Genomic DNA, 20733 nt, shown 5'->3' with positions numbered 1-20733 from the left:
ATGATGTTGTGTGGCTTAGACAATATTGATGGCTCGGCCAATGATGATTGAGAGAATGGTAATGGCGATGGAGGCTTGTATCATCATCAATATCTTTGCCCGATGCGTCAATGGATACGTGTCTGTGGGACTGAGCGCTGTCGCTCCTGTAAAGGCCAGGAAAAAGTAATCCAGGAAGTGTGGCGCCCAGCCTGTACTATTCCCGTCGGCTTGTTGGGGAAAGAGCAGATCACTTGCTTTATGTCCAGTTTGAAAGCGTTTATGTGGCCCATGCCCATCGATCTCCCAGTACCAGAGAGCAAAGACAAGGATGTTGGAGATATACAATAAGACACCGATGCGTAGTAAATTGACTGCCTGAATTCCTTGCTGGCGGTCGGGCAGACTGATTACTAAAAGTATTACGCCAATTGCCAGAGCGATGGTTATAATGATTAAAATGAGGAAAGAGCTAATGCGATTGACGCGCTGCGAGAAAGGATGTTGCATGAAATGGGCTATTCTACCAGGAAGAATAATAATGATTTCGATGACTAAAGGGAGCCAGCTCGGACCTAACGTAACCCGTGTTGGCAAAATGCTGTAAACGACTCCAAATAGTAATGCTGCCACCGTCGCTACCCAGAGTGGGGCTATGGTGGTATTTTTGTGTTTGGTCTGGCTGACCTCCTCTGGCTTTTCTGGAGGTTCTGGCTGCTGACTGTTTAATTGACTCATATTTTTCTATGACTTTCTTTTCCCTGTGCGATAGGAATTTCCTTGTATTGTAATACACAAGTCTCTGCGAGACAAATTTGGTTTATGAGAAAATTAGTTTTTTTAATAGTTTATCATGCTATTCGCTGTTCATAAGATATGCCGTTTGTATATTTGACACCTGACTTGTATAATAGAGAGAGTATATGACAGTTTATTCATAATTATATAGAATCCGTGTAATCTTGTATGTATTCTGATATAGTGGGATATAATCATCACTTATTAGTTATGATCATGGAGGAAGTAGAGAGGTAGCAATGGAGGCAGAGGAGGCATATGTGACAACGAAAGTGGAACAATGGGATGAGCAAATTAATGTAGCTGCTGTCCTACATACATTGCTTAATGATTTTAGCACAATTACTGATTATCGTACTTTACGTGATAGTCTCCCACGGCGTTTAGCGACATTATTCAGGTGCCGTTGTGTACTCCTCTATCTTCGCCTGGAGAATACGCTACAGTTGGCTTCAGGGTCCTTTGACGATGTGCCTGGTTGGTCGGATGCTTTACTTGCGGTCGCGCATGTGAATCCAATTGGTATCCATAGCGATGAGCCTGAGGCTTATGCGTGGCGCGAACAACGTGTGGTTCAGCGACCTATCCCAGGACCAGTTACCTATCTTGCAGTTCCCCTTGTCTATCGGCAGCGTGGGATTGGCGTGCTGGTATTATTACGTGGACATGGGAAGCATGATAATCAACTGGAGTATCCGCCATATTGGGCCACGGCCTCCGAGGCCGATGTAACATCGGTCGCCTGTGTAGTGGCTATGTTGCTAGAAGATACTCGTTTACTAGAACATGATCGTGAACGTATTTACGAGCTTTCTTTACTCAATAGCATCAGTAGCCAGATGAATCGCTCGGTGTTTGAGATTGAGCGTTTACGTTGTGTTGTAGCACAACGTACCCGTGAAATCTCAAAGGCAGATCTTTGTGAAGTGCTTGAGGTATCCTCAAATCTTGAGGATGGTTCCTGGATTACTCCTCAATTGCGTACGCTCCTCTTTCAACGCTTTCGTGAGCAGCGCTCTTCATTACCAATCATTATCGAGCGGCCCGGTGATGGTAAACAGGTATACATAAATGGTTATGTTGAAGAACTTCCAGACCATATAAATACTTTTTTTGCTTTTCCTTTGCTAGGTAGCCAGTCCCTCACGCCAACTGGTACCGTATTACCAGTGTCATACCATCCTGGCGATCCATCTTCTGCATACGAGCTTCCGCTCTTTGGCTGTATTGTCGGTGGATATGATCGTCCCTGGAAAATGCGTCAGTCAGAGATCGCTTTATTGCAGGTCATTGCCAGTCAGGCGAGTGCGGTATTAGAAAATATGCATCTGGTTGAGGAAGCGGTGCAGGCACGCAATGAGGCCCGACGTCTTTTGCATCAGGTTCTAGAGGATCAGCATTTGCACGCCCTGATTCTTGAAAGTGTGCCGAGTGGCTTGATTGCGACCGATCAAAATGGCTGTATTCATACCTTCAATCGTGCGGCTGCAATCATCCTGGGATATCATCCCTATGAAGTACTCGGGCAACCAATGCAGAAAATTTTAGATATTCGGGCGATGATGGCATCTGATGCCATGACTACGACTATTCGCCCAACGGCTCTCTGGCAGCAAGAGGCATTTTTGACTGGTATGCATATTGGCGAGGCACAGAGCGAGACGATTACGACCGCAGATCGTTATGGGCGTGCATTAGTCCTGGAGGTTGATGTACGCGCTCTCTATGATTCTGCCAGCACTCAGATGGGGCTGCTGACGACGTTTACAGACGTAACTGTCATGCATCGACTGGAAGAGGAGAAGCAGCGCCTGAACAGGCTAGCCTCTTTGGGAGAGATGGCGGCCAGTGTCGCTCATGAAATTAGAAATCCTCTGGCTTCGATCAAAACATCCATGCAGATGCTGCACGATGATCTGAATACGGATGCTCTCACTATACCGACGCTGGTGCAGAAAGAAAGTCAGCAGGAGTGGATTCAATCGTCGGTCTCCGTGGTGTTGAAGGAGGTTAAACGCCTGGATACTATTGTTCGGGATCTGCTGCTTTTTGCTAAACCGAAAAAACTTCATCGGAGGCGCTGCGATATTGTCGCGTTGTGTGAGCAGGTACTTGCCCTCGTGCAACAGCAGTGTACTGATGCCCATGTCGAAGTTCATCGTGTCTTTGATGAGTTCCCCTCAATCTGGATTGATACTGATCAAATTGAGCAGGTCCTATTAAACCTTTACCTCAACGCCATTCAGGCGATGTCTGAAGGTGGCGTGCTCACTCTTGCATGTCATTATCTCTCGACTGAACAGGCGCTCTATGATACCGCTGGCTCTGATTGTCCCCCTACGCAGAAACCCTCGGGCTCCTCAGGAACGGCGGTCAGTGCCTATTCATGGCTGATTGATCGGCTTGTGACACAAAAAGAGTTCCGCGTTGATAGATGGCTTGAAATTATTGTCAGGGACACTGGAGCTGGAATTGCGACTGACCAATTGCCGCATATCTTTCAGCCGTTCTATACCACTAAGGCTCATGGTATCGGGCTGGGATTGGCAATTAGCCGGCGGCTGGTTGAAGATCATGGAGGCTATCTGCGTATTGAAAGCGAGTTTGGCTACGGGACGACTGTCGCAGTACGTATACCATTTTTTGCAGAAATTCTGGTGAAAGAGGATGTGGGGGATCATCAAATATCATCTGAAGTGTAATAAATGTACAAATTGCTGTTTGAGAGGTGTATGTTGTGGGTTTGACTATTCTAATTATTGATGATGAACCTTATTTGCCACATCAGTTTGCACGGTTTCTGAAACGTTATGGTTATGATGTTCTTACGGTTAATGATGGCGAGGCTGGCCTGGCTGAGCTGCATCATCGTAGTATCGATCTCGTTCTGCTTGATCTACGTTTGCCAAAATTAAATGGCCTGGATGTCCTGGCTCAAATGCGTACGTTTGATCTGGATGTGCCTGTGATTATGTTAACTGCCTATGGTGATGTCCAAACAGCAGTAGCGGCGATGAAGTTAGGAGCTTCTGATTATCTGCTCAAGGGTTTTGATTTGGATGAGCTGTTACTGGTAGTTCAGCGTGCCCTTGAAACCAGTGCGATGTCTCGCGAGTTGCGCGAGTTGCGCAAGGAGCGGAGCGATAATTATCACTTTAATTATGTTGTGGGACATAGCGAGCGCATGCGCGAAGTTTTTGATCTGGTGTCGCGAGTGGCCTGTAGTGAGGCTTCTGTCTTAATTATGGGGGAGAGTGGGACTGGCAAAGAGGTAGTGGCCCGAGCTATTCACGAGCAAAGTAATCGAGCCGCTGGCCCCTTTCATGCAATGAATTGTGCTGCTATCGCCAGTCATTTGTTGGAAAGCGAGCTATTTGGCTACGAACCGTATGCCTTTACTGATGCGAAAAAACAAAAGCGCGGTTTGCTCGAATTGGCTGAGAGAGGGACACTGTTCCTCGATGAAGTTGGCGAGATGCCCCTTGATATGCAGGTGAAGCTCTTACGGGTCCTGGAGACCCGCACTTTTTTCCGCTTAGGAGGAAGTAAAGAGGTCAAGTTAGATGTGCGTGTGTTAGCCGCTACAAATCGTGATCTGGATCAGGCACGGATCGATGGTTCATTTCGTACCGATCTCTATTATCGTTTTGCGGTTTTGACGATTATGTTACCACCATTACGTGAGCGTCCGGGAGATATCCTGTTATTTGCCTCACGTTTTGTGGATGATTTTAATCGCACGATGGGTCGTAACGTGTCGCGTATCTCGTCTGAAGCTCAGCAATTGCTGCTCTCATATGCGTGGCCAGGAAATATTCGTGAGCTAAAAAATGTCATCGAACGAGCAATGATTTTAGGCAGTAGCGATGAAATACTCCCTGCTCACTTACCGCAGGAGGTGGTAGGACAGGGGGTGTATGGGGGCATTGCCTATAATGACCCATGGGAGCAATGGTTAAATACACGACCTGTAAGCCCTGTTTGTTTGGATGATATCATTGCTCGCATCGAGAGACATCTGGTCCGTTGGGCATTAGAGACCGCGAAACACAATCGCACGCAAGCTACTGAGCTACTGGGATTAGCAAAAGTTGATCAGTTGCGCTATCTGATGAAAAAACACGGCATTGAGTAAATCTGCTGCTAACAGTTGTTGAGCTGTTTACTTTTTGTTGTAGGTATTACGTTGATCAACTTGAAATGATAAGAGTTCTGCTTCAAGTTCTTTCCAGGCATCGAGTTCTATCTCAGCATTGCTGAAACGCTGTTGATTAAACATTGCTTGCTGGAATTTCTCAGTGACACGCTGGCGGAACTGTGAGAGAATGGGACGTTGGGAGTCTGGCTTTGGCATCACACGTAGTTCAATCATAGTCGGATCGTAAAAATCATCTTTATCGAAGGCGAGTGAGATCAGATCGCTAAAGGTTGTGAGGAGGTTGAGGCGCTGCTGTGAAAAATAGTTTGTTTGTGTACTTGACGCTAGCAAGCATCCAGCGATGCGGCCTTCAAAACGAATGGGATGGGCAGCTGCACTTACCTCAAAGTCATCTTGAACAGCGGGGAAAGTCTTACTTTGTTTAAGATCATCATCATTGACAATGTGACGGACCTCAACGGCGTAACCACAAAGCGACTCAAGTCCTAGAAAGAGTACATCATGTTCGAGATCGGCCGCCCAGGGTGACGTGCCTTTGCCAGCACGCTCGCGTAAGCTACGAATTTTTCCGTCGGCGCCAGGTTTCATACATTGAACAAGCTTGACGGCCATGCCTAAACGATTGGGATCAAGTTGAATCAAGACCTGTTTTAGAATAATCTCACTGATACGCCAAAAGCGTAAACTTTCCGTCGTTGTGGTACGAATATTGAGTACCTGGGCAAAAAACTCCGATGGAATATGTTCGAATGTATCCTCGGTTAACCAGGATTGGATGTCTGGATACTGCTGTTCAAGGGCAGCTAATAATTCGGGCCGTTGATTTGGGCTTACAGCCTGAAGTAAATGAATTAAGTGTTGTCGTTGAGGTTTCGATTCTCCGCTGGCCCAGCGCGATAGGGTCATACTGGTGACGCCGAGTGCAGAGGAAAGGCGTTGACGTTCTGCCGACGATTTAATGATGCCCTGTAAGATGCTTGACCATGGGGGAGGAGGGGTGATCATATCTTTCCACCTCTCTGTTATTACTACTATATAGATTGGTATCAGGTTATAGGGCACATGATAACAGAGGAAAGGTAGGCAGTCAACACTTCAATGGTAACAAGAGAGAAGAAAAGGCGTTGTTGTCGTACATTTGGACTGACGAGTTGTACTTCTCACGGGAAATCTGTATCATAATAAGAGAGAGAAGGCGGAAAGGTGAGAGTGTCAGGATAATATATGTCTAAGAGAATAGTTGTGGTGGATGATGATAAAGAAATACGCGAAATCATAACGTTTGTTCTTGTGCGTTATGGCTTCCAGGTGGATGCCCTCTCTAGTGGACAACAATTGCATCGTTTCCTCGCTTTCCAGGTACCCGATTTGATCATTTTAGATGTCATGATGCCAGGAGAGGATGGCTATCAGATCTGTAAGAGCCTGCAAGCAAATCCCATGACCCACGATATCCCGGTAATGATGATTACTGCGCATGTGGAAGATATATACGAACGTATAAGTATCGATCTAGGAGCAGTACAACACATGACAAAACCCTTTCATCCAGTCATGCTAGCTGAAAAAGTGCGGGCTATTTTAGAGCGAGAAACGTACTGACAATCAATTCATCTTCTCACTTCTGAAAATTATGTCATAAAGTACTTGTCTCTACGCTGAAAAGTTGGTATCATTACAAGCAAGAGCGTCTTCTGACGAGTTCAAGGAAGCAGAGCGGCTATGCCAAATAGATACGAACGTGAGATCGAAGAAATCCTACGCAACCTGGAGCATACAGACCCTCAGGCTGCGAAATCCCAAAAGTTTGGGGAAAGATTCCGCCGCCCCGGACCCCCTTTGCGTACACAGCAAACGCGGTCGATAGGCATGTGGAATCTTTCATCTGTAGAACGGCTCCTTTTAGGAGCAGTGATCTTTGCACTGCTAGCGGGAGCATATGCATATCTAGCCGGACCAAATATTATTACTCTGGTCCTGGCTGTTGTAAGCTTTATTTGCCTGGTACTGGTGGCTTGCTCACACTTTATCTCGCCGCCACGTCGAGCGCGGTCAACGCGCTATGGCAATGTCACCATCACGCCATTACGGCGTGGTCCATTCCACATGCTTAGAACGCAGTGGAACCTGCTTGTGCTGAAACTGAAGTATCGTCGTAAGGATGACTGAGCACTGGAGGGAAGAGGCTTCAACCAAATATTTCTATCTAGTAAAACTGACAAAAAAGTACTTGACAAACCTCTAGCGGAATGATATAGTACGTGAGTCAACGGGGTGTGGCGCAGTTGGTAGCGTGCCTGGTTTGGGACCAGGAGGTCCGCGGTTCGAGTCCGCGCACCCCGATATTGCGGGAGTAACTCAGTGGTAGAGTTCCTGCCTTCCAAGCAGGCTGTCGCGAGTTCGAATCTCGTCTCCCGCTTTTTTCTTCTTGAGCTCGAAAGAGCTCTTTTTTTTGCTCATTTTTCCTTTCCTAATTCTTAAAGCAGGCACTCTTGAATGCAAAACAGGATGTTTCCAGACAAAAAAACAGGATGTGTAGAGTGGATCACCCTGCTTAAAATGCAGGAACTCTACCACTGAGTTACTCCCGCAATATCGGGGTGCGCGGACTCATCTAAAATGTCAACGTTAGACATTTCTAGAGTTGATATGATCTCTTTTTCATTTTTCTAGAGTTATAAAAAGGCTTGAGAAGCCAATTTATGCTTACTAACCCTAGAACTCTAGAAAGTGTGAACGTTAGAACTATAGAAAAACGCATATATATAGTCCCCACACACACATACACGTACACACGTGTACTCTCATGCACTTTAGTATACTATAAAGAACATACGTATACAATCATGTATATCCCCTTTTCCAGATAAACAACCCCTCTATAACGCGCTGAGATCAAAAAATCTGACCCCAGAGATATTTACAGCAATGAACCTTGCAAGGGGGGCTGTTGGGCTTCCTGTGAATGAATATTGGCATTGTGGAAGGAATATGAAACTATATTCCTGCATATTCATGATTGGAATCTTCCATGCAAGGGTAGAAGAGAAACGTCTCCTATACACAGATATTCATAAATAAATAAATATAAAAATTGTCTTTATAAAGGGCAGTTTCACACTTCTATCGTTCTCTCTACCCTTGCAAGGGAATAAGTGTAAGTATATTAAGGAGGTTTCTAACGTTCTAACGTTCTAACGTTCTACTGTTAGTTGTGGCAGATTGGCTTAAGAGGCGGACTTATAAGATTTAGTTTTTTGAGTGCGTGACGCTCTAACGTTCGAACGTTAGAAATTGCTGCAAAAAAAAAGAGGCCTACTTCCCTAGTCCATAGAAAAGAGAGAATGTATATCTCTGTTGGCCTCGTCGCAGTGAAGTATAACATAAAAAATGAAATAGAATCTATTAAATTGCTTTTACTCGTTGAGGGTGATTTAAATCACCGTGACTCTTATCACGGTGATAATGTGCATGCTGTTCGTGATCACACTGATTATTTACAATCTGCTTCTATTGCAAGTGTTGAGAGTAGAAAGCAGATTGATTGTGATCAGGCTAAAGATCGTCGAGGTCGCACAAGAAAAGGGACTGAGTAAAAGACAGCTCAGCATACGCAGCGGCATGGACAAACGGATTATTAATAAATGTTTTAATGATCCGCATGCGAATATCACACTGGAGACACTCGATCGATTTGCAAAAGTTCTGGGCGTGCCAGCTGAGTCTCTCATTGAGAGTGAGCCAGAGGAATAAATTTTCTAACGTTTCTAACGTTCTAGAGTTATAGAGTGAAGCAATTTCTACTACTAAATTATGGTGTATGGATATAGAATGGTATAATTGTATTGTGGCATGATTGTGTGTCACGTCTATCAAATGGTAGGCATGTTGATTCAACGCATAATCACGGTCAGGTGTCGAATAACATACCCTCTTATGTTTGCATCGCATCTGTATAGGACGCTCTGAACTTGCACCCAGGGCGTCCTTTTTTGTGTGCGCTTAGAGGCTATGTTTTTTTGAGGGCATATTTTTTCTGAAGTTCTGGACTGAAGTGTTCGGGAGGAAATGAGATGGTGGAATATTTGCCATTGATTTGCACTTGCTCTGTCAGTCTCAGGTTGCCGTCAGGGAAGATGATTTCGAAGCGAGAATTGTGGATGCGTGGATATATTTCCTGTTTCTGAGTCCCGGGCGGGAAGAAGATTGTGCAGCTGGTCACCATTTTATTTGTGCGATGCACCTCAAGTTTTCCTCCGTGCTGTTCAAGCAGCGCACTAATCTCGGGAATAGCATCGTCATAAAATGGTGGTGTGTCTATTGGATGAGTTGGATAGCTGTGCATGCTTAATTCATCTGCCACTGGCCACCTCCTGCTATATTGTTTACAACGCACATCAAACGGTACGTCACATTGTGTGATACTGGCTGGTTAAACAATACTGATGCAACGTCTTGTGGATCGACTCCACTGATCTCGGCCAGGCGCGCAATATTCCAGAGCCCAGCGGCAATAAGTACTGATCGCAAAGAGCACTCCTTCATCTCAACCCCTTGCACGGGGAGAATGGTATTCACTTCAATACTCACTTTCACTACGAGGATTGTAATCGGGGTGATTATAATCACCTCTTCATATTCTACTCTATAAAATCATCCGATACCATATCGTGACTTATCATCCACCTTCCGTAGCCGATTGATAACTACTACAGTGCAATGTAAAAAAAGGTGAGTCAATGAGCGTGATACGGCTGCGCGTGCGAGAAGTCGCACAAGAAAAAGGCATGAGCATGGGGAAGCTGGCCAGGAAAGCAGATATCGATGATAATACGCTACGTCCCATTTACCGAACGCCAACAAAAGCGAATATCACGCTAGTCATTTTGAATCGTCTGGCCAACGCGCTGGAGGTCGACGTGCGGGATCTGCTGGAGAGTGTGGACGAGGAAGAATGAAAAGGGGGTGTACTGTACACCCCCCTGGTAGGCACAATGAATGTGTTATTTCAAATTTTTAGTCAGTTTCTCGTTAATTGTTTCTTTGATCATTTCCATGCGCCACTTGCCTGCTTCCGTATCATGTTGAGGGACTATCTCGTCAAGATTGAATCTCCAAAGGAAATCATGGGCATCACTCATGAGTTCTGTGCCGTATTTTCGAAAGAGGATGTTTTCAGATTCATCAATGATACGTATGCGACTAAACCAGACACTAAATTTATGAATGATTGTGGTTGCGTCATCTAAATTCTTTTGTGTTTCTGTTTTTACTTTTGAGTGTGCGTGGCTCTTCTTTAACTCTTCATTCTCTTTGCGTAGTTGCTCATTTTCTTTGCGCAGCTCTTCTAATTCTTGTACATTCTCGAAGATCGCTTCTTCAAGTTTGAGATCCATAGACAAGTCAAAGTAGAGGCTTTGTATCTCGTTCATATGTTGTTCTAGCTGCTGGAGCTTTGTTCCCTTTGGCAACGTATCGCCATCCTTGTTAGTAGGCTCTTCAATTTGACCTAAAATGCCTTGTAATTTTTTTTGCTCTATCCTTTGGATCTTTTCGGCAACATGAGGTATTTTGACCCATTGCACAACCGTTCTGGCTGAAACGCCTAGAAGTGCAGCTGTTTCTCTTTGAGTCTTTCCGTCCGTAAGATGCTGTATCATTTCAACCTGTTTAACGGTTAGTCCTTTTTCGTTGAGTGTACGCATTGTTGTTTTTCCTTTTATATCTTCAAAAATTGCGTGCTCGATGTACCAGGGCGCACATGCACATACTTGGCGGTTGTTTGAATACTTTTATGTCCCAGTGTCTCTTTCACAAGTGTCAGCGCAGCGCCATTCTCAATGCTATGCGTTGCGTGCGCGTGCCGCATCCAGTGGGGCGAGACGTTGCCGCTAATCCCAGCGCGACGAGCTGCTGTGTGGATGATACGATGGATCTGAGACTCGTCCAGGCGACGAGATCCGTTTGTTATCTGTCTGGACTGAAACACATAATCACTGGCCACATTCGACTTCTTCAAGGCGATCACTTCCTGCCATGTTTCTGGATCAAGCAATACGTGTCGTGTCTTCTTCCCTTTTCCAAACACGCTGACCTGGCCAGACTCACCACGCTCTTGCAGGTGTCGCCATTGCAGATCGCAGAGCTCTGCCTCACGCAGGCCTGCACGATACAACAAAACCAGGATAGCGTGATTGCGTGTATTGTTCTCCAGCGCGAACATCTTTGCGACTTGCTGCTCGGAGAGAATGCGCTCGGCCAGGGCGTCTTCGATCTTTGGTAGTTTGACGACGGCGCCAACATTAAACTGAAGATAGCCAATTTTCTGGGCGAATGATAATGCACTCTTCACGCAGGCGATCGCTCTGGCCTGTGATGATGGCTTCAGGTCGGCCAGACTGTCCATAAAAGCTTGCACATCTGTCAGTGTCACCCCTTGCAAGGGTTTAGATACAAAAGCATAGAATTTGTGAATATCTGACAAATAGGCTTTTTGTGTCTTTTCGCTTTTGCCATGGAGCCAGGTTTGTAAGAAAAGCATGTCTGTGTCCATGGGTGATGTCTGGGCGGCCTCGGGCAGATTGGATATAGGGATGAGATCAGTCATACATCACATCCTCAATTTTTATTGCGGTTTCATCTTTTGTAAGATCAATTGAAATTTCGTCTATCGTCATGCCTGCCAGAGCTTTGATATAAATTTGCTGAAGTGTTTGTGACGCTTCAGCAGGTTGTTTTGCGCAGATCTCCTGACAGCGCTTTTGCACATCATCATAAGGCAGGTTGAGTACGAGAGCTATTTTGTAAAGCATGTCAATATTTTGCATCTGTTTTGTCCTTTCAGTGACTACAGAATAACACTAATTATCTTGCACTCATTTTACCAGAAATAGCTCGACAAAGCTATCTTTTTTAGCTTCAAAAAGCTATGCCAACTGACAGCTTGTTCATGTCAGGACAACATGCTATATTGACGCTAAAAATAGGCAAGGATATGACCATGAAGAAAAAAGAAGATATTAATGACTATTGCAGTGCTGGCCAGGCGGCCAGACTACATCAGTAAAATGACTAGGCGCAAAAAGCAGGCTATTCGCTGTGTCGAGATTGGAGGACGTATTTTATATCATAAGCAGGATGTCGCCAGCTGCACGATCAGATCCAGAGCGCAATAAAAAAGACGGATTGCTCCGTCTGGTGTGTCCTGGCCAGTGTGTCTTACTCATGGCTATCATCTGGCATGTCTGGTATTGCGCCCACGTGACGAAGATAATAAATACCCTCGTCTTCTGCTGCATTATCGATCGTGTGAGCTACAAGATCATAAGCGTTCTGGGCGATGACCAGAATGAACTTATCGTACGCCATCTTATTGGTGACTTCGCCTGGATAGTTTTCAAAGGTCTCGGAAGCCTCGCCCAGATCCTCCAGAACTTTTTTCGCAAAACCAGCAAAGTGTGTGTCGCGTTCTGCGTTACTCATCTGGCGTAAATCCTTCCACACCGACTTCTCTTACGATCGTTTGATCGCCATCTTTAAACCAGGCGTATTCGCCCGACTCCAGTAGCACACATTCACATTGTGTTTCATGGCGATATTCAGATTTGACGGCATAGGTGTTCTTGTCTGCTGTAACGAATACGGCGCCTGGGCGCAGCTGGGCAAGCGTTGTTTCTCTTTGTTCACGTTCACGTGCGATCGTCGCACCTTGCTCACGCACGTGCGTCCAATATGCTGGATCTTGATGGATCTCGTTGAATTGGTCGTCAATATCGATGCTTTCATCTGGCAGGTAAAACTTTCCTGTAGGGCTTGCCAGAGTCGCCTCGGTCGCTATGCCTTTGATGTCGGCATTATTAATGAGACCAGGTGTTTCGATGAGTGGCTTTTGCTCAACACTCATGATCTGATTAAGCTCGTCCGTAAGCGGCTTCAAGTTTTCAAGAATATTGTGTGCAAGTTTCTGAAGGTCGTTCATCCTCTTTTCCTCTCCAGTGCTAGGGCCAGACGATATATCATTTTTAGGTCAGCTTTTAATGCCTCCAGGATGATATCAATGAGTGCGTGGAAGGCTGATTTCAGATCGTTGATGTCCTGGTAGAGGTATTTATTTTTGCTCATATATATATCACGCCATATTCATCACAAACTTCCTGGAGTGATTTCCCTGATAGCACATCCAATCTGATATCCTGCATCGTCTCAATGGATGATTTTGAGCTTTTTTGAACGAGCATCCGACATATGAGAAGCACCTTTGTCCAGGGCAGCCCTGTGATTTCTGCCATCTCATAGATCACAGTTGGTACACCTGGTGCACCTGGCATACTCACATCCTCTTCCTTTCCAACGTTTCACGATCACTATCAGCCTGCGCCATGCGCTGCTCTGCCAGGCCAACGATCCGCTCGATCGTGTCAATCTCCTCAGGTGCCATATAGGCGATAAGTTGAGGGGGCACCAACATGCTTGCGCTCTCATTCCCTTGCAAGGGTTGAGTCTGGGCAGGTGCAAGCATTGGTGCGAGACGGTCCTGGATCATTTGCACGGCTTTAAGCCTTGCCGCAGCTGTGGCAACTAATGGATTGCCTTCTTTCATTATCTCGATGACAACATTGCAGCTATCCTCAAGCGCTTGTGAGTACTTCTCTATGATAATATCATGGGCATTTTTCTCAACGACTTCTTTCTTTTCATTGAGTGCTGCCTGGATACCTGGGGTTTGCATCCAGCGACTGGCTGTCATGCGACTGACGCCAATAATTTGAGCGGCTTCTGTGATAGACATGCCCATCATGATCAGTGCGACAAGTCGTGCCTGTTTGATATCACGTGCACTATTTTTTGTTACATTGTGATCCATAGATGTTACGCTTTCGATCTATTTCGTTTGGTTTTGTAACAAAAGTATACCAGATATGTGCAGTCGATGCATTATCCAAAGACTTTCAAATGGTCATTCATCTTCTTCACAGCCTCAAAGAAGACCTTCCCCTGCTTCCATGTGACTATTGCATCCTGCCAGAACGCACTCCCGGCCAAGAGGAATAACGGTACTACTTTACTTGATACCATGAGTTGCCAGGCGAGGACACCCGGATTGTTCTGGTCTATGTTGATGTGCAGGAGGCTCAAGAGCACAAAGCAGCTGGGCAGGCAGATGAGCGCGATGGCAATCCTGGACAGTCGCGTCTGAAATGACGTGTTGGCGATCACACAGGGCGCGATGATGTATGGCAGGATTGACCAGTCATATTCATACACGAGGTTGTAGAAGTAGAGAAAGTACAGAATCATCAGAAAGATCGCTTTACTCAGTGAGATGCGCCGAAAGCTGGCCAGCGTCAGGATGAGCACCAGGAAGAGATTTTGTAGCAAGCTGTACACATCGTCTGGCCAGTGCCAGGATCGTAGCAACGCGCTCAGCGTGATGATCTGAATGTCTACGCTAGTTTTTGGATGGATGATGTTGGCGTAGAGATTATTGACATAATACGGATCTGCCCAGAATATCGCCGTGAGCCCGACAAAGACAAAGAGCGCTGCGCACGCGATTCTCCAGCGGCCTTTGATGAGCAATATCGGCACAAAGAGCAAGCCGACTGGCTTCACGAGGAGCGTAAGCGTAAAAATAATAGCGCTGACCCTGCTCGACGTGTGTTTGACCAGCGTGGTTAGAAGCACTAATACAAGGATATTGAGCAAGATTTGATATTGGCCAGCTGCCAGCTCCGCATAGATGGATGCATTGACCAGCAGAATGCAGCCCGCAAACTGGACATACGGGCGATCGCGAAAGCTCAAATAGAAGTAGCCCACCCCCGCAAGGGAAAGTGGCAATTTACACCAGAACCACACGGTGTAGGCAGTCTGTGGACTGAGTTGCATCAGCAGTGAGCCTATGGTCAGCGTGAAGAATGGATGGTACACATTCAAGTTCACGCCTTCCCCTGGTGCATACACTGCCTTGCTAACAGGCATACCAGTGAGAGATCCGCCATGCCAGAATGCCCAGGCGCCCCGCGGCACCTGATAAAAATCAATGCCCTGGACAAGTGGATTGGGCAAGTGCAGGGCAGCTGCACTGAAAAAAATATTGAACCATCCAAAGTACGCAGCTGAGAGAAAGAAGCAAATATGCAGGCTGAGGCAGAGCAAGAGAAATAGGTGTCTATATAGAAATTTCATATCTAACAATCCTTTGAGTAGAAAGAGTATATATTGAGTACAACGGAGAGAGGCGTGCTTTTTTTATGCACAAAAATGCCCGACCTCTGTTCTGGCCGGGCGGGTTGTTATTTCACTTTTGCGAGCGGCCCCATGCCGTATTCGTATGACTCATACAACAGATCGCACACCCAGAGACTGTTCATAACCTCAGGTGATAATTCCTCAGGATGCTCCCGTAAGAACTTTTTTAGCGCTGCGTCGGTAAAGTTCCACCAGTGTGATGCTGGCCCTTGTCTGTCGCCGTCAAGCCATCCATTTCTCATCCACCGATAAATGACTTGATGATTTACCTCAAGCCCGACCATCAGATCAGTCAGCGTCCATCCTGTGCTGTTTGGTTTAAGGGACAACCCAAGGATCTCAGCTCTCTTTCTGACCGCTGAGACTGTTCTGTGGAGCTCGAACGCGATCTCGTCCACGGTCTTGGTGGCTACGTATTTTTTGAGGTAGGCTACATCCAGCTCCGTCCAACGATAGGTAGAAATCTGCAAGCGGTGCGCCCACTCTCGGATAATCGCACGTGGTACGCCAAAGCGCTTTGACAGCGCTGTGATTGTCCTGGGCGTACTGTCATACTCATTGATGAGTGCTTCTCTGGCCTCATCTGTCATGATATATTTAAATGTCCCGCTCACTGTGCCTCGCCCCCTTGCACGGGAAAGAGCTGCAATGTATTGTCGCTGGGCACTGTGCCCTCCAGTACTCCCAGCAACCAATTGTAGGCCTCGACCATGTCCACATCGTCTTTGTGTTTCGCTATCCGTTTGAGGATAAACGTCTTCACACTTTGCTTGCTGTTTGAGCACTCAAACATAAAGTTGTAGGTAGCTCTGAGCGCTTTTTCTTTATGTTCATCGGTCTCCGTCGCTCTATTTTCGCGACAGAATGCGTAAAAATCTTTTGGTCTCACTGTGGCCTCCTTATCTAAAACAAGGTAAGTTGTTGGGTATCTTGATCTTTTTGTGGTGGGAAAGGCTTTTCAACAATGACAATGCCAGGTGCTTGTAGTTCCGCGATTCTATCGTTCCAATCTTTTTGTGCGTCTATCCAGGTGTCTCCTCGTCGACGCTCGGTATAGGCGCAACCATCGACATCGCACCACCGAAATATTCTCTTCGTTAATCGCTCAGTCCAGATGTGTGTATGAATTTCAGTCATCTTTGTCCTCCAGAGCAATTGAATTAAAACAATCGACCTTGCTTCACAGGTTGTTTGATCTCTACGATCAACTCAAAGACATCGAACTGAAGGATGCATTCTTTATCTTCTATTTGTGTGACAACCACTTTGTAGCGGTTGAAGTAGTGCAATTTTTCAAAGACCCGCGATGCACCTCCGCACTGCACAGTAAAGCCTTTAGAATGGCTCCACATGTTCCCATCGGTGATTTGTTCTGCGCTCCAGCCACGCTCGACATATGGCCGGATGTAGTCGCGTGCAATGGCATGTGCCTGGTCCACATCGGCGTTATTGGGGTTGATGTTGGTCATATCGGCCTCCAGAAAAGCGCCCAAACCCCTTGCAAGGGGGGCTGAGCGCTCTAAAAACTAATGGTTCGGCAGCACTATTTCAACTTCATCTGATGCCAGCATGGTGCGCGTTTTCTTTTCGCCGTCTTCTGTCCAGGCAATACCTGCGTATAAGCCATTTGATAGTGCTTTGGTGATCTCAGGATGGTGTCCGCTCTCTCTGTACAGCCGATCACCGATCATGATCTCATCGGCCTGCTTGGTGACCACGCGATCTTTACTCATCCTTATTTGCCTTTCATATCAGTCCAGAATGTGCGTACACTTTGCGGTTTTTCTTGTTTTGTTGGGCGAGCTGGTGGGCGACGACAGGCAATTGTGAAGCTGGATGTATCGCGTGGGAGTCGGTTGAAAAGCGCCGACTCGGGATCTTGCCAATTGGGAAATGGTTGCTCTTCCTCTCTCTTCCACCAGCGATATTGAAATCCTTGAAATCCTGGAGTACGCCGTGGGATGCTAACCGCAACGGCGTTGCCATGGCGCACCAGGCCATATCTCCAGCCCTCTCCATCAATGCGGATTAGTGGGGCGTAGCCGCGTAGTGCACCGTTGTAGATGACATACACGCGCTCACCCGGCTCGATATTTGGGCGTTTGCCATTCAGGTAAAAATGCCACTCTTCACCTGACCAGGGCGCTCCAGCTGGATCACCTTCGTTAATCCAAACATCAAGCCCAAAACTTAAAGGGACTGTGACAACAACATCACTCATGTGCCGGCACCTCGATGTCAAAGCGTTTTGGATCGTGCAGGACACGCACAGGATTGATATACGTTTTTTTATACTGCGGCAGTGGCTGCACATACCGTGTTTTGCATAGTCCTTGTCGGGTGTAGGCGATGACGCGCATGAGCATCTCTGCTTGTTTGGCATCGGCGTCATGAATGACCAGGTCGCCAATCTCGTGATGTTTTGTGTTGGGTGCATAATTCATTGCGGTGCCACCTGCCCGATCCGACACCCACATGGCACGGCATATGCACAGCCAGCGATGATCTTCTTCCCGGTCATTTTTACGCCACAGTGTGGACACTGACCAGACCGGAAGCGATCCATGAATTGCGCAGCGCGTGCAGTGATCTCATCGACGCGTGTTTGTACTTCCTGTTCTGTTAGGTATTCAGTTTTTGCGCAGCGCTCGGCACAGTTATCTGACTGGATGCACGGGAATTTGTAAGGCCTGGAAGAGCGATCCATGACGTCGTCATAGACCACTCCAAGCGCACATGAGGGCTGAAACAGACCGGTGAAATGTTTGCAGCGCCCACTTATTTGATCGTGAAGCGAAAGAGGCTTAGGCATTGGCCTGCACCTCCTGGCTTGTGGTCTGGTTGTAGTCGTACTCTTGTAGTGCCTCCATGAGCCCTTCAGCAGCACCCGTTTCACTGACAATCTCAAAGGCGTCATGCGACGCGCACTTGTACCAGCCTTTGCCGATTTCTTTTGCGCCGTCGTACATGATGTGGATGAAGTATTCATGTGCCTGGCCAGGTTCAGGTGCGGGAATAACTTTGTCCCAGAGTGCGTACAACTCGGTAATATCCTGGGCGACATGGATGCTAAAGTTGTAGTCGAGCTCAAAGGAGATATGACTCATCTCTTCCGTCAGCTGCTTCTGATACGCTTCCAACGACATCCCAGCAGGCGGGGTGAGCGCCCCAATAATTTCACCGTTTTTGTTGGTGACAAAGTGCATGTATTGCACTTTTGTGTCGTCTGTAGGAGGATTGCAGCAGTCGATGCACCAGTATTCGCCGGCAACCTCCAGCAGGCCATCATCCGGGCGAGATCCACAGTCTGAGCAAATGCCCAGATACTGCATAATGTGTTTCGCCATTTCGTTGTAATTTTCTTGAGACTCTTTGGGAAGTTCACTCCACTGGAAAGTATAGGGAATCAATGTCGTTCTATACGCTTCGTGAACCATTTCACCGGTTAAAATTTTCTTTATCATGACAGTCCCTTTCTAGACGGTAGTGACACCGTTCACTATGCCTTCAAAGTGAGGTAGGACGCCGGTTGGGGCATCCAGGCAACAAAAGAGGTGGAGGACATTGTAGAAATTGACATACCGATCGCTGGTCGGGAAGACGTGGTAACACTCTCTGTGTTCGCCAATGAAAAGCTTGCGTAGTGTCTGGATGTCTTCGTACGAGGGCATTTTGCCGTTAGGCTTGGAGATACTGACGTGCAGCCACGTCTTGCCATCCTGCTCAACGTTGACGCTCTCAATCACTTTGAGCGCTTCTCCTGCCAGGCGCTGCCACATCAAGCCGTCATCACGGCGCTCAATCACATGCCAGTTCTTTGGAGCGTCAAGGCCGCTTACGGTTTTACTATTATCGATAGTGGTCGTTGTCATGCTTTTTTGTCTTTCTTTTGCTCTTGCTCAGCTGGCTCATCCGAGAACCACCAGACGCGCTGGCCTTTTTCCTGTATGGTTTTTATTTCAGATTTCAGATCTTTTTCGTCGTTTGTGATGGTTACCTGGAGTTGATTGGAGTCAGCAGGTGCGCTGACAATTTTGTGTCTCATCTTTTCTCCAATTGCTGGAGGTGATATACTTGCGGTGTATTGGTGGTGCGCAAGTATATCACCTCTCAGGCTTGTCCGTGTTCCCGCACGGGCAGGCCCTTTTTTATTCGGATTGTTCTACATCTGGAAGCTCTACAATCAGCGTTAAAGAAAATTCCGTACAACTGTCAAGCGCTGCCATATTTGTGTGCGAGGCGACAAGTTTTACTTCAGGATGCTCAACGAGAAATGTGTTTGCGTCTTGTTCGACCTGGATATACGCCATATCTTCTGGTCCGTTTCCGACAAAGACGTTGACCTGTAACATGTGAAAATCCTTTCTCCCTCGCCCTTGCAAGGGGTGGTGCTCATTAACGATGGTGTTGGGTGTGGAAAGACTTAAATCAGGCCAGCGTCCAGCGCGTTGATCGCGTCAAAGCTTTCAGGTTCTGAATGATCCGTAGTGTCGGGCGTGCGAGCTGCAAGCTCATTTTCGGCCTCTTTAATCAAGGAGAGCATCTCGATAGGATCGGCGATGTACGTGTCGTACACGCCTGTTTGAGGAACATCTAAACGCCAGGATTGTGCGCCAGTGTTGCGACAATCAGTCAAGTGGATAGGGGCCTTATGGTCGAATGTGTGCAACGTGGCGTACTCCTCCAACTCTTTGATTGCCGCAGCAGTTTTGTGCTCGTCGATCTCTTTTACTGCTTCTTGAATAGCGATCAGCACGTCTTCAGAGGAATCTCCCCACTTAGAATCCATCACCCAGTCACCAATCCGGGCATTTACGTAGCGGAAATTTTTGCCGTAGTAGTCGTCTTGCGCTCGGCTGATTTTGATTTCGGGATAGTTGGCGATGAGCTCTTTGATCTGGTTAATGGCTTCCTTGCGCTTGTCCAGACGCGCTGCGCGGTTCTGAATGACTTCAAGTAGTTCGTCGACTTCGTCGACAACGTCGGCGTAGGAGTTGAGCTTCTCCACGTTGACTGACCAATATGTATCTTCCTTTTGAAGAACAATGTCAGGATACTGCTCGACGATCGCGTCGACTTGTTTCAACACCATTTTGACGCGATGTGCCTCATCGGACTCAACATCATGGCATGTGTTTTTGAAGTCCAGCCAGGCGGCAGCCAGAGAGTCCATGACATCGGCTGAGAAGCCGAACTCACGGTTTTTGCTCGCGGTGGATATGCGTGTGAGCGTCACACCACTTTCGCCCAGGTGAGCGAAAACCTCTGTAATATGCCCCTTTTCCAGGTTAAAGAGCTGATCCAGCTTGACGACGCTGGACTTTACGGTGCCTGGTTTCATCTGGCTACTCATGATTTCCTGCATGTGATTTTCCTCTTTCTTGATATGGACTAGGAGTGTTTCAACTTCATTTATTATAGTGAACAATAGTGAACTTGTCAATACTATCACGAATATAGGTGAACTATTGACAACAATCATGAACATTGCTATACTGAATGAACAAGCATCCCTGGTCCAAAAAATGAAAAAGAAAGAGAGGAAT

At 46.8% G+C, this 20733-nt stretch carries 30 protein-coding genes and 2 tRNA genes; 8 read left to right on the top strand and 24 right to left on the bottom strand.

The window, feature by feature from the left end; genetic code table 11:
* Positions 1-15: 15 nt before the first annotated feature.
* On the bottom strand, positions 16-717 hold the full coding sequence (locus AC27N8_RS16645) for a hypothetical protein (protein ID WP_487068513.1): 702 nt from the start codon (positions 715-717) through the stop codon (positions 16-18).
* Positions 718-1037: 320 nt separating this feature from the next.
* Between AC27N8_RS16645 and AC27N8_RS16640 the strand changes: the two genes are divergently transcribed.
* Together AC27N8_RS16640 and AC27N8_RS16635 are read left to right on the top strand one after the other, a co-directional pair.
* The gene (locus tag AC27N8_RS16640; protein ID WP_487068512.1) at positions 1038-3479 is read left to right on the top strand and encodes an ATP-binding protein; all 2442 of its coding nucleotides are present in this window, start codon (positions 1038-1040) and stop codon (positions 3477-3479) included.
* Between the two features lie 35 nt (positions 3480-3514).
* Positions 3515-4912: a sigma-54-dependent transcriptional regulator gene (locus AC27N8_RS16635; RefSeq protein ID WP_487068511.1), complete on the top strand. Its 1398-nt coding sequence runs from the start codon at positions 3515-3517 to the stop codon at positions 4910-4912.
* 27 nt (positions 4913-4939) lie between these two features.
* Here the strand turns inward: AC27N8_RS16635 and AC27N8_RS16630 are convergent, their stop codons facing one another.
* Positions 4940-5941 carry a GAF domain-containing protein gene (locus AC27N8_RS16630; protein WP_487068510.1) on the bottom strand — a complete coding sequence of 334 codons (1002 nt, stop codon included), beginning with the start codon at positions 5939-5941 and terminating at the stop codon, positions 4940-4942.
* Between the two features lie 219 nt (positions 5942-6160).
* Between AC27N8_RS16630 and AC27N8_RS16625 the strand changes: the two genes are divergently transcribed.
* From AC27N8_RS16625 to AC27N8_RS16605, 5 genes are all read left to right on the top strand, one after another.
* The gene (locus AC27N8_RS16625) at positions 6161-6538 is read left to right on the top strand and encodes a response regulator transcription factor (protein ID WP_487068509.1); all 378 of its coding nucleotides are present in this window, start codon (positions 6161-6163) and stop codon (positions 6536-6538) included.
* A 120-nt stretch (positions 6539-6658) separates the two neighbouring features.
* On the top strand, positions 6659-7105 hold the full coding sequence (locus AC27N8_RS16620) for a hypothetical protein (RefSeq protein ID WP_487068508.1): 447 nt from the start codon (positions 6659-6661) through the stop codon (positions 7103-7105).
* A 101-nt stretch (positions 7106-7206) separates the two neighbouring features.
* A tRNA-Pro gene (locus tag AC27N8_RS16615) sits at positions 7207-7279 on the top strand.
* A 4-nt stretch (positions 7280-7283) separates the two neighbouring features.
* Positions 7284-7355: transfer RNA gene (locus AC27N8_RS16610), tRNA-Gly, on the top strand.
* 1127 nt (positions 7356-8482) lie between these two features.
* Positions 8483-8689: a helix-turn-helix domain-containing protein gene (locus tag AC27N8_RS16605; protein WP_487068507.1), complete on the top strand. Its 207-nt coding sequence runs from the start codon at positions 8483-8485 to the stop codon at positions 8687-8689.
* A gap of 256 nt (positions 8690-8945) precedes the next feature.
* On the opposite strand, the gene AC27N8_RS16600 is transcribed toward AC27N8_RS16605, so the two are convergent.
* Both AC27N8_RS16600 and AC27N8_RS16595 read right to left on the bottom strand, forming a co-directional pair.
* Positions 8946-9299, bottom strand: a complete 354-nt coding sequence (locus AC27N8_RS16600; RefSeq protein ID WP_487068506.1) for a hypothetical protein — start codon at positions 9297-9299, stop codon at positions 8946-8948.
* Positions 9284-9466, bottom strand: a complete 183-nt coding sequence (locus tag AC27N8_RS16595; RefSeq protein ID WP_487068505.1) for a hypothetical protein — start codon at positions 9464-9466, stop codon at positions 9284-9286. Before AC27N8_RS16595 ends, AC27N8_RS16600 begins: the two co-directional genes overlap by 16 nt.
* Before the next feature lie 209 nt (positions 9467-9675).
* On the opposite strand from AC27N8_RS16595, the gene AC27N8_RS16590 reads away from it, so the two are divergent.
* Positions 9676-9894 carry a helix-turn-helix domain-containing protein gene (locus AC27N8_RS16590; RefSeq protein ID WP_487068504.1) on the top strand — a complete coding sequence of 73 codons (219 nt, stop codon included), beginning with the start codon at positions 9676-9678 and terminating at the stop codon, positions 9892-9894.
* Between the two features lie 45 nt (positions 9895-9939).
* Here AC27N8_RS16590 and AC27N8_RS16585 read toward each other — a convergent pair whose 3' ends face one another.
* The 20 genes from AC27N8_RS16585 to AC27N8_RS16490 form a co-directional block, all read right to left on the bottom strand.
* Positions 9940-10641, bottom strand: coding sequence for a helix-turn-helix domain-containing protein (locus AC27N8_RS16585; protein ID WP_487068503.1), 702 nt, complete (start codon positions 10639-10641; stop codon positions 9940-9942).
* Between the two features lie 14 nt (positions 10642-10655).
* On the bottom strand, positions 10656-11543 hold the full coding sequence (locus AC27N8_RS16580) for a tyrosine-type recombinase/integrase (RefSeq protein WP_487068502.1): 888 nt from the start codon (positions 11541-11543) through the stop codon (positions 10656-10658).
* Positions 11536-11763, bottom strand: coding sequence for a hypothetical protein (locus AC27N8_RS16575; RefSeq protein ID WP_487068501.1), 228 nt, complete (start codon positions 11761-11763; stop codon positions 11536-11538). The genes AC27N8_RS16580 and AC27N8_RS16575 overlap by 8 nt, the downstream gene beginning before the upstream one ends.
* A gap of 391 nt (positions 11764-12154) precedes the next feature.
* Positions 12155-12418, bottom strand: coding sequence for a hypothetical protein (locus tag AC27N8_RS16570; RefSeq protein ID WP_487068500.1), 264 nt, complete (start codon positions 12416-12418; stop codon positions 12155-12157).
* On the bottom strand, positions 12411-12914 hold the full coding sequence (locus tag AC27N8_RS16565) for a hypothetical protein (protein ID WP_487068499.1): 504 nt from the start codon (positions 12912-12914) through the stop codon (positions 12411-12413). Before AC27N8_RS16565 ends, AC27N8_RS16570 begins: the two co-directional genes overlap by 8 nt.
* 351 nt (positions 12915-13265) lie before the next feature.
* A complete protein-coding gene (locus AC27N8_RS16560) occupies positions 13266-13799 on the bottom strand; it encodes a hypothetical protein (RefSeq protein WP_487068498.1) in 534 nt (177 codons plus the stop codon).
* A 71-nt stretch (positions 13800-13870) separates the two neighbouring features.
* Positions 13871-15124 (bottom strand): glycosyltransferase 87 family protein, encoded by a 1254-nt coding sequence (locus AC27N8_RS16555; RefSeq protein ID WP_487068497.1) that lies wholly within the window; start codon positions 15122-15124, stop codon positions 13871-13873.
* A gap of 107 nt (positions 15125-15231) precedes the next feature.
* On the bottom strand, positions 15232-15801 hold the full coding sequence (locus tag AC27N8_RS16550) for a hypothetical protein (protein WP_487068496.1): 570 nt from the start codon (positions 15799-15801) through the stop codon (positions 15232-15234).
* Entirely contained in the window at positions 15798-16076 is a 279-nt protein-coding gene (locus AC27N8_RS16545) for a hypothetical protein (RefSeq protein WP_487068495.1), read from the bottom strand. Before AC27N8_RS16545 ends, AC27N8_RS16550 begins: the two co-directional genes overlap by 4 nt.
* Positions 16077-16090: 14 nt before the next feature.
* On the bottom strand, positions 16091-16324 hold the full coding sequence (locus AC27N8_RS16540; protein WP_487068494.1) for a hypothetical protein: 234 nt from the start codon (positions 16322-16324) through the stop codon (positions 16091-16093).
* A gap of 23 nt (positions 16325-16347) precedes the next feature.
* Entirely contained in the window at positions 16348-16656 is a 309-nt protein-coding gene (locus tag AC27N8_RS16535) for a hypothetical protein (RefSeq protein ID WP_487068493.1), read from the bottom strand.
* Between the two features lie 57 nt (positions 16657-16713).
* A complete protein-coding gene (locus tag AC27N8_RS16530; RefSeq protein ID WP_487068492.1) occupies positions 16714-16920 on the bottom strand; it encodes a hypothetical protein in 207 nt (68 codons plus the stop codon).
* A gap of 2 nt (positions 16921-16922) precedes the next feature.
* Positions 16923-17408 (bottom strand): hypothetical protein, encoded by a 486-nt coding sequence (locus AC27N8_RS16525; RefSeq protein WP_487068491.1) that lies wholly within the window; start codon positions 17406-17408, stop codon positions 16923-16925.
* The gene (locus AC27N8_RS16520; RefSeq protein WP_487068490.1) at positions 17401-17631 is read right to left on the bottom strand and encodes a hypothetical protein; all 231 of its coding nucleotides are present in this window, start codon (positions 17629-17631) and stop codon (positions 17401-17403) included. Before AC27N8_RS16520 ends, AC27N8_RS16525 begins: the two co-directional genes overlap by 8 nt.
* On the bottom strand, positions 17628-17999 hold the full coding sequence (locus tag AC27N8_RS16515) for a hypothetical protein (protein ID WP_487068489.1): 372 nt from the start codon (positions 17997-17999) through the stop codon (positions 17628-17630). The genes AC27N8_RS16520 and AC27N8_RS16515 overlap by 4 nt, the downstream gene beginning before the upstream one ends.
* Complete coding sequence (locus AC27N8_RS16510) at positions 17992-18651, bottom strand: hypothetical protein (protein ID WP_487068488.1); 660 nt, start codon at positions 18649-18651, stop codon at positions 17992-17994. The genes AC27N8_RS16515 and AC27N8_RS16510 overlap by 8 nt, the downstream gene beginning before the upstream one ends.
* 12 nt (positions 18652-18663) lie before the next feature.
* Entirely contained in the window at positions 18664-19059 is a 396-nt protein-coding gene (locus AC27N8_RS16505) for a DUF7694 domain-containing protein (RefSeq protein ID WP_487068487.1), read from the bottom strand.
* Complete coding sequence (locus AC27N8_RS16500; protein ID WP_487068486.1) at positions 19056-19232, bottom strand: hypothetical protein; 177 nt, start codon at positions 19230-19232, stop codon at positions 19056-19058. The genes AC27N8_RS16505 and AC27N8_RS16500 overlap by 4 nt, the downstream gene beginning before the upstream one ends.
* Before the next feature lie 103 nt (positions 19233-19335).
* On the bottom strand, positions 19336-19539 hold the full coding sequence (locus tag AC27N8_RS16495) for a hypothetical protein (protein ID WP_487068485.1): 204 nt from the start codon (positions 19537-19539) through the stop codon (positions 19336-19338).
* A gap of 71 nt (positions 19540-19610) precedes the next feature.
* Entirely contained in the window at positions 19611-20552 is a 942-nt protein-coding gene (locus AC27N8_RS16490) for a hypothetical protein (RefSeq protein ID WP_487068484.1), read from the bottom strand.
* Positions 20553-20733 lie beyond the last annotated feature (181 nt).

It is taken from the genome of Dictyobacter sp. Z7_2 (assembly GCF_057551105.1).
Note: the sequence above shows the minus strand (reverse complement) of the source record. Positions and strands in the feature narration are given on the sequence as shown.

What these genes read in the sequence shown, in the direction of transcription:
- AC27N8_RS16520 (WP_487068490.1), bottom strand. Translation starts at nt 17,631, where the DNA reads ATGAATTATGCACCCAACACAAAACATCACGAGATTGGCGACCTGGTC.
- AC27N8_RS16525 (WP_487068491.1), bottom strand. Translation starts at nt 17,408, where the DNA reads ATGAGTGATGTTGTTGTCACAGTCCCTTTAAGTTTTGGGCTTGATGTT.
- AC27N8_RS16575 (WP_487068501.1), bottom strand. Translation starts at nt 11,763, where the DNA reads ATGCAAAATATTGACATGCTTTACAAAATAGCTCTCGTACTCAACCTG.
- AC27N8_RS16490 (WP_487068484.1), bottom strand. Translation starts at nt 20,552, where the DNA reads ATGCAGGAAATCATGAGTAGCCAGATGAAACCAGGCACCGTAAAGTCC.
- AC27N8_RS16590 (WP_487068504.1), top strand. Translation starts at nt 9,676, where the DNA reads ATGAGCGTGATACGGCTGCGCGTGCGAGAAGTCGCACAAGAAAAAGGC.
- AC27N8_RS16585 (WP_487068503.1), bottom strand. Translation starts at nt 10,641, where the DNA reads ATGCGTACACTCAACGAAAAAGGACTAACCGTTAAACAGGTTGAAATG.
- AC27N8_RS16535 (WP_487068493.1), bottom strand. Translation starts at nt 16,656, where the DNA reads ATGACCAACATCAACCCCAATAACGCCGATGTGGACCAGGCACATGCC.
- AC27N8_RS16630 (WP_487068510.1), bottom strand. Translation starts at nt 5,941, where the DNA reads ATGATCACCCCTCCTCCCCCATGGTCAAGCATCTTACAGGGCATCATT.
- AC27N8_RS16515 (WP_487068489.1), bottom strand. Translation starts at nt 17,999, where the DNA reads ATGCCTAAGCCTCTTTCGCTTCACGATCAAATAAGTGGGCGCTGCAAA.
- AC27N8_RS16500 (WP_487068486.1), bottom strand. Translation starts at nt 19,232, where the DNA reads ATGAGACACAAAATTGTCAGCGCACCTGCTGACTCCAATCAACTCCAG.
- AC27N8_RS16505 (WP_487068487.1), bottom strand. Translation starts at nt 19,059, where the DNA reads ATGACAACGACCACTATCGATAATAGTAAAACCGTAAGCGGCCTTGAC.
- AC27N8_RS16625 (WP_487068509.1), top strand. Translation starts at nt 6,161, where the DNA reads ATGTCTAAGAGAATAGTTGTGGTGGATGATGATAAAGAAATACGCGAA.
- AC27N8_RS16645 (WP_487068513.1), bottom strand. Translation starts at nt 717, where the DNA reads ATGAGTCAATTAAACAGTCAGCAGCCAGAACCTCCAGAAAAGCCAGAG.
- AC27N8_RS16560 (WP_487068498.1), bottom strand. Translation starts at nt 13,799, where the DNA reads ATGGATCACAATGTAACAAAAAATAGTGCACGTGATATCAAACAGGCA.
- AC27N8_RS16565 (WP_487068499.1), bottom strand. Translation starts at nt 12,914, where the DNA reads ATGAACGACCTTCAGAAACTTGCACACAATATTCTTGAAAACTTGAAG.
- AC27N8_RS16580 (WP_487068502.1), bottom strand. Translation starts at nt 11,543, where the DNA reads ATGACTGATCTCATCCCTATATCCAATCTGCCCGAGGCCGCCCAGACA.
- AC27N8_RS16510 (WP_487068488.1), bottom strand. Translation starts at nt 18,651, where the DNA reads ATGATAAAGAAAATTTTAACCGGTGAAATGGTTCACGAAGCGTATAGA.
- AC27N8_RS16620 (WP_487068508.1), top strand. Translation starts at nt 6,659, where the DNA reads ATGCCAAATAGATACGAACGTGAGATCGAAGAAATCCTACGCAACCTG.
- AC27N8_RS16530 (WP_487068492.1), bottom strand. Translation starts at nt 16,920, where the DNA reads ATGAGTAAAGATCGCGTGGTCACCAAGCAGGCCGATGAGATCATGATC.
- AC27N8_RS16570 (WP_487068500.1), bottom strand. Translation starts at nt 12,418, where the DNA reads ATGAGTAACGCAGAACGCGACACACACTTTGCTGGTTTTGCGAAAAAA.
- AC27N8_RS16540 (WP_487068494.1), bottom strand. Translation starts at nt 16,324, where the DNA reads ATGACTGAAATTCATACACACATCTGGACTGAGCGATTAACGAAGAGA.
- AC27N8_RS16555 (WP_487068497.1), bottom strand. Translation starts at nt 15,124, where the DNA reads ATGAAATTTCTATATAGACACCTATTTCTCTTGCTCTGCCTCAGCCTG.
- AC27N8_RS16495 (WP_487068485.1), bottom strand. Translation starts at nt 19,539, where the DNA reads ATGTTACAGGTCAACGTCTTTGTCGGAAACGGACCAGAAGATATGGCG.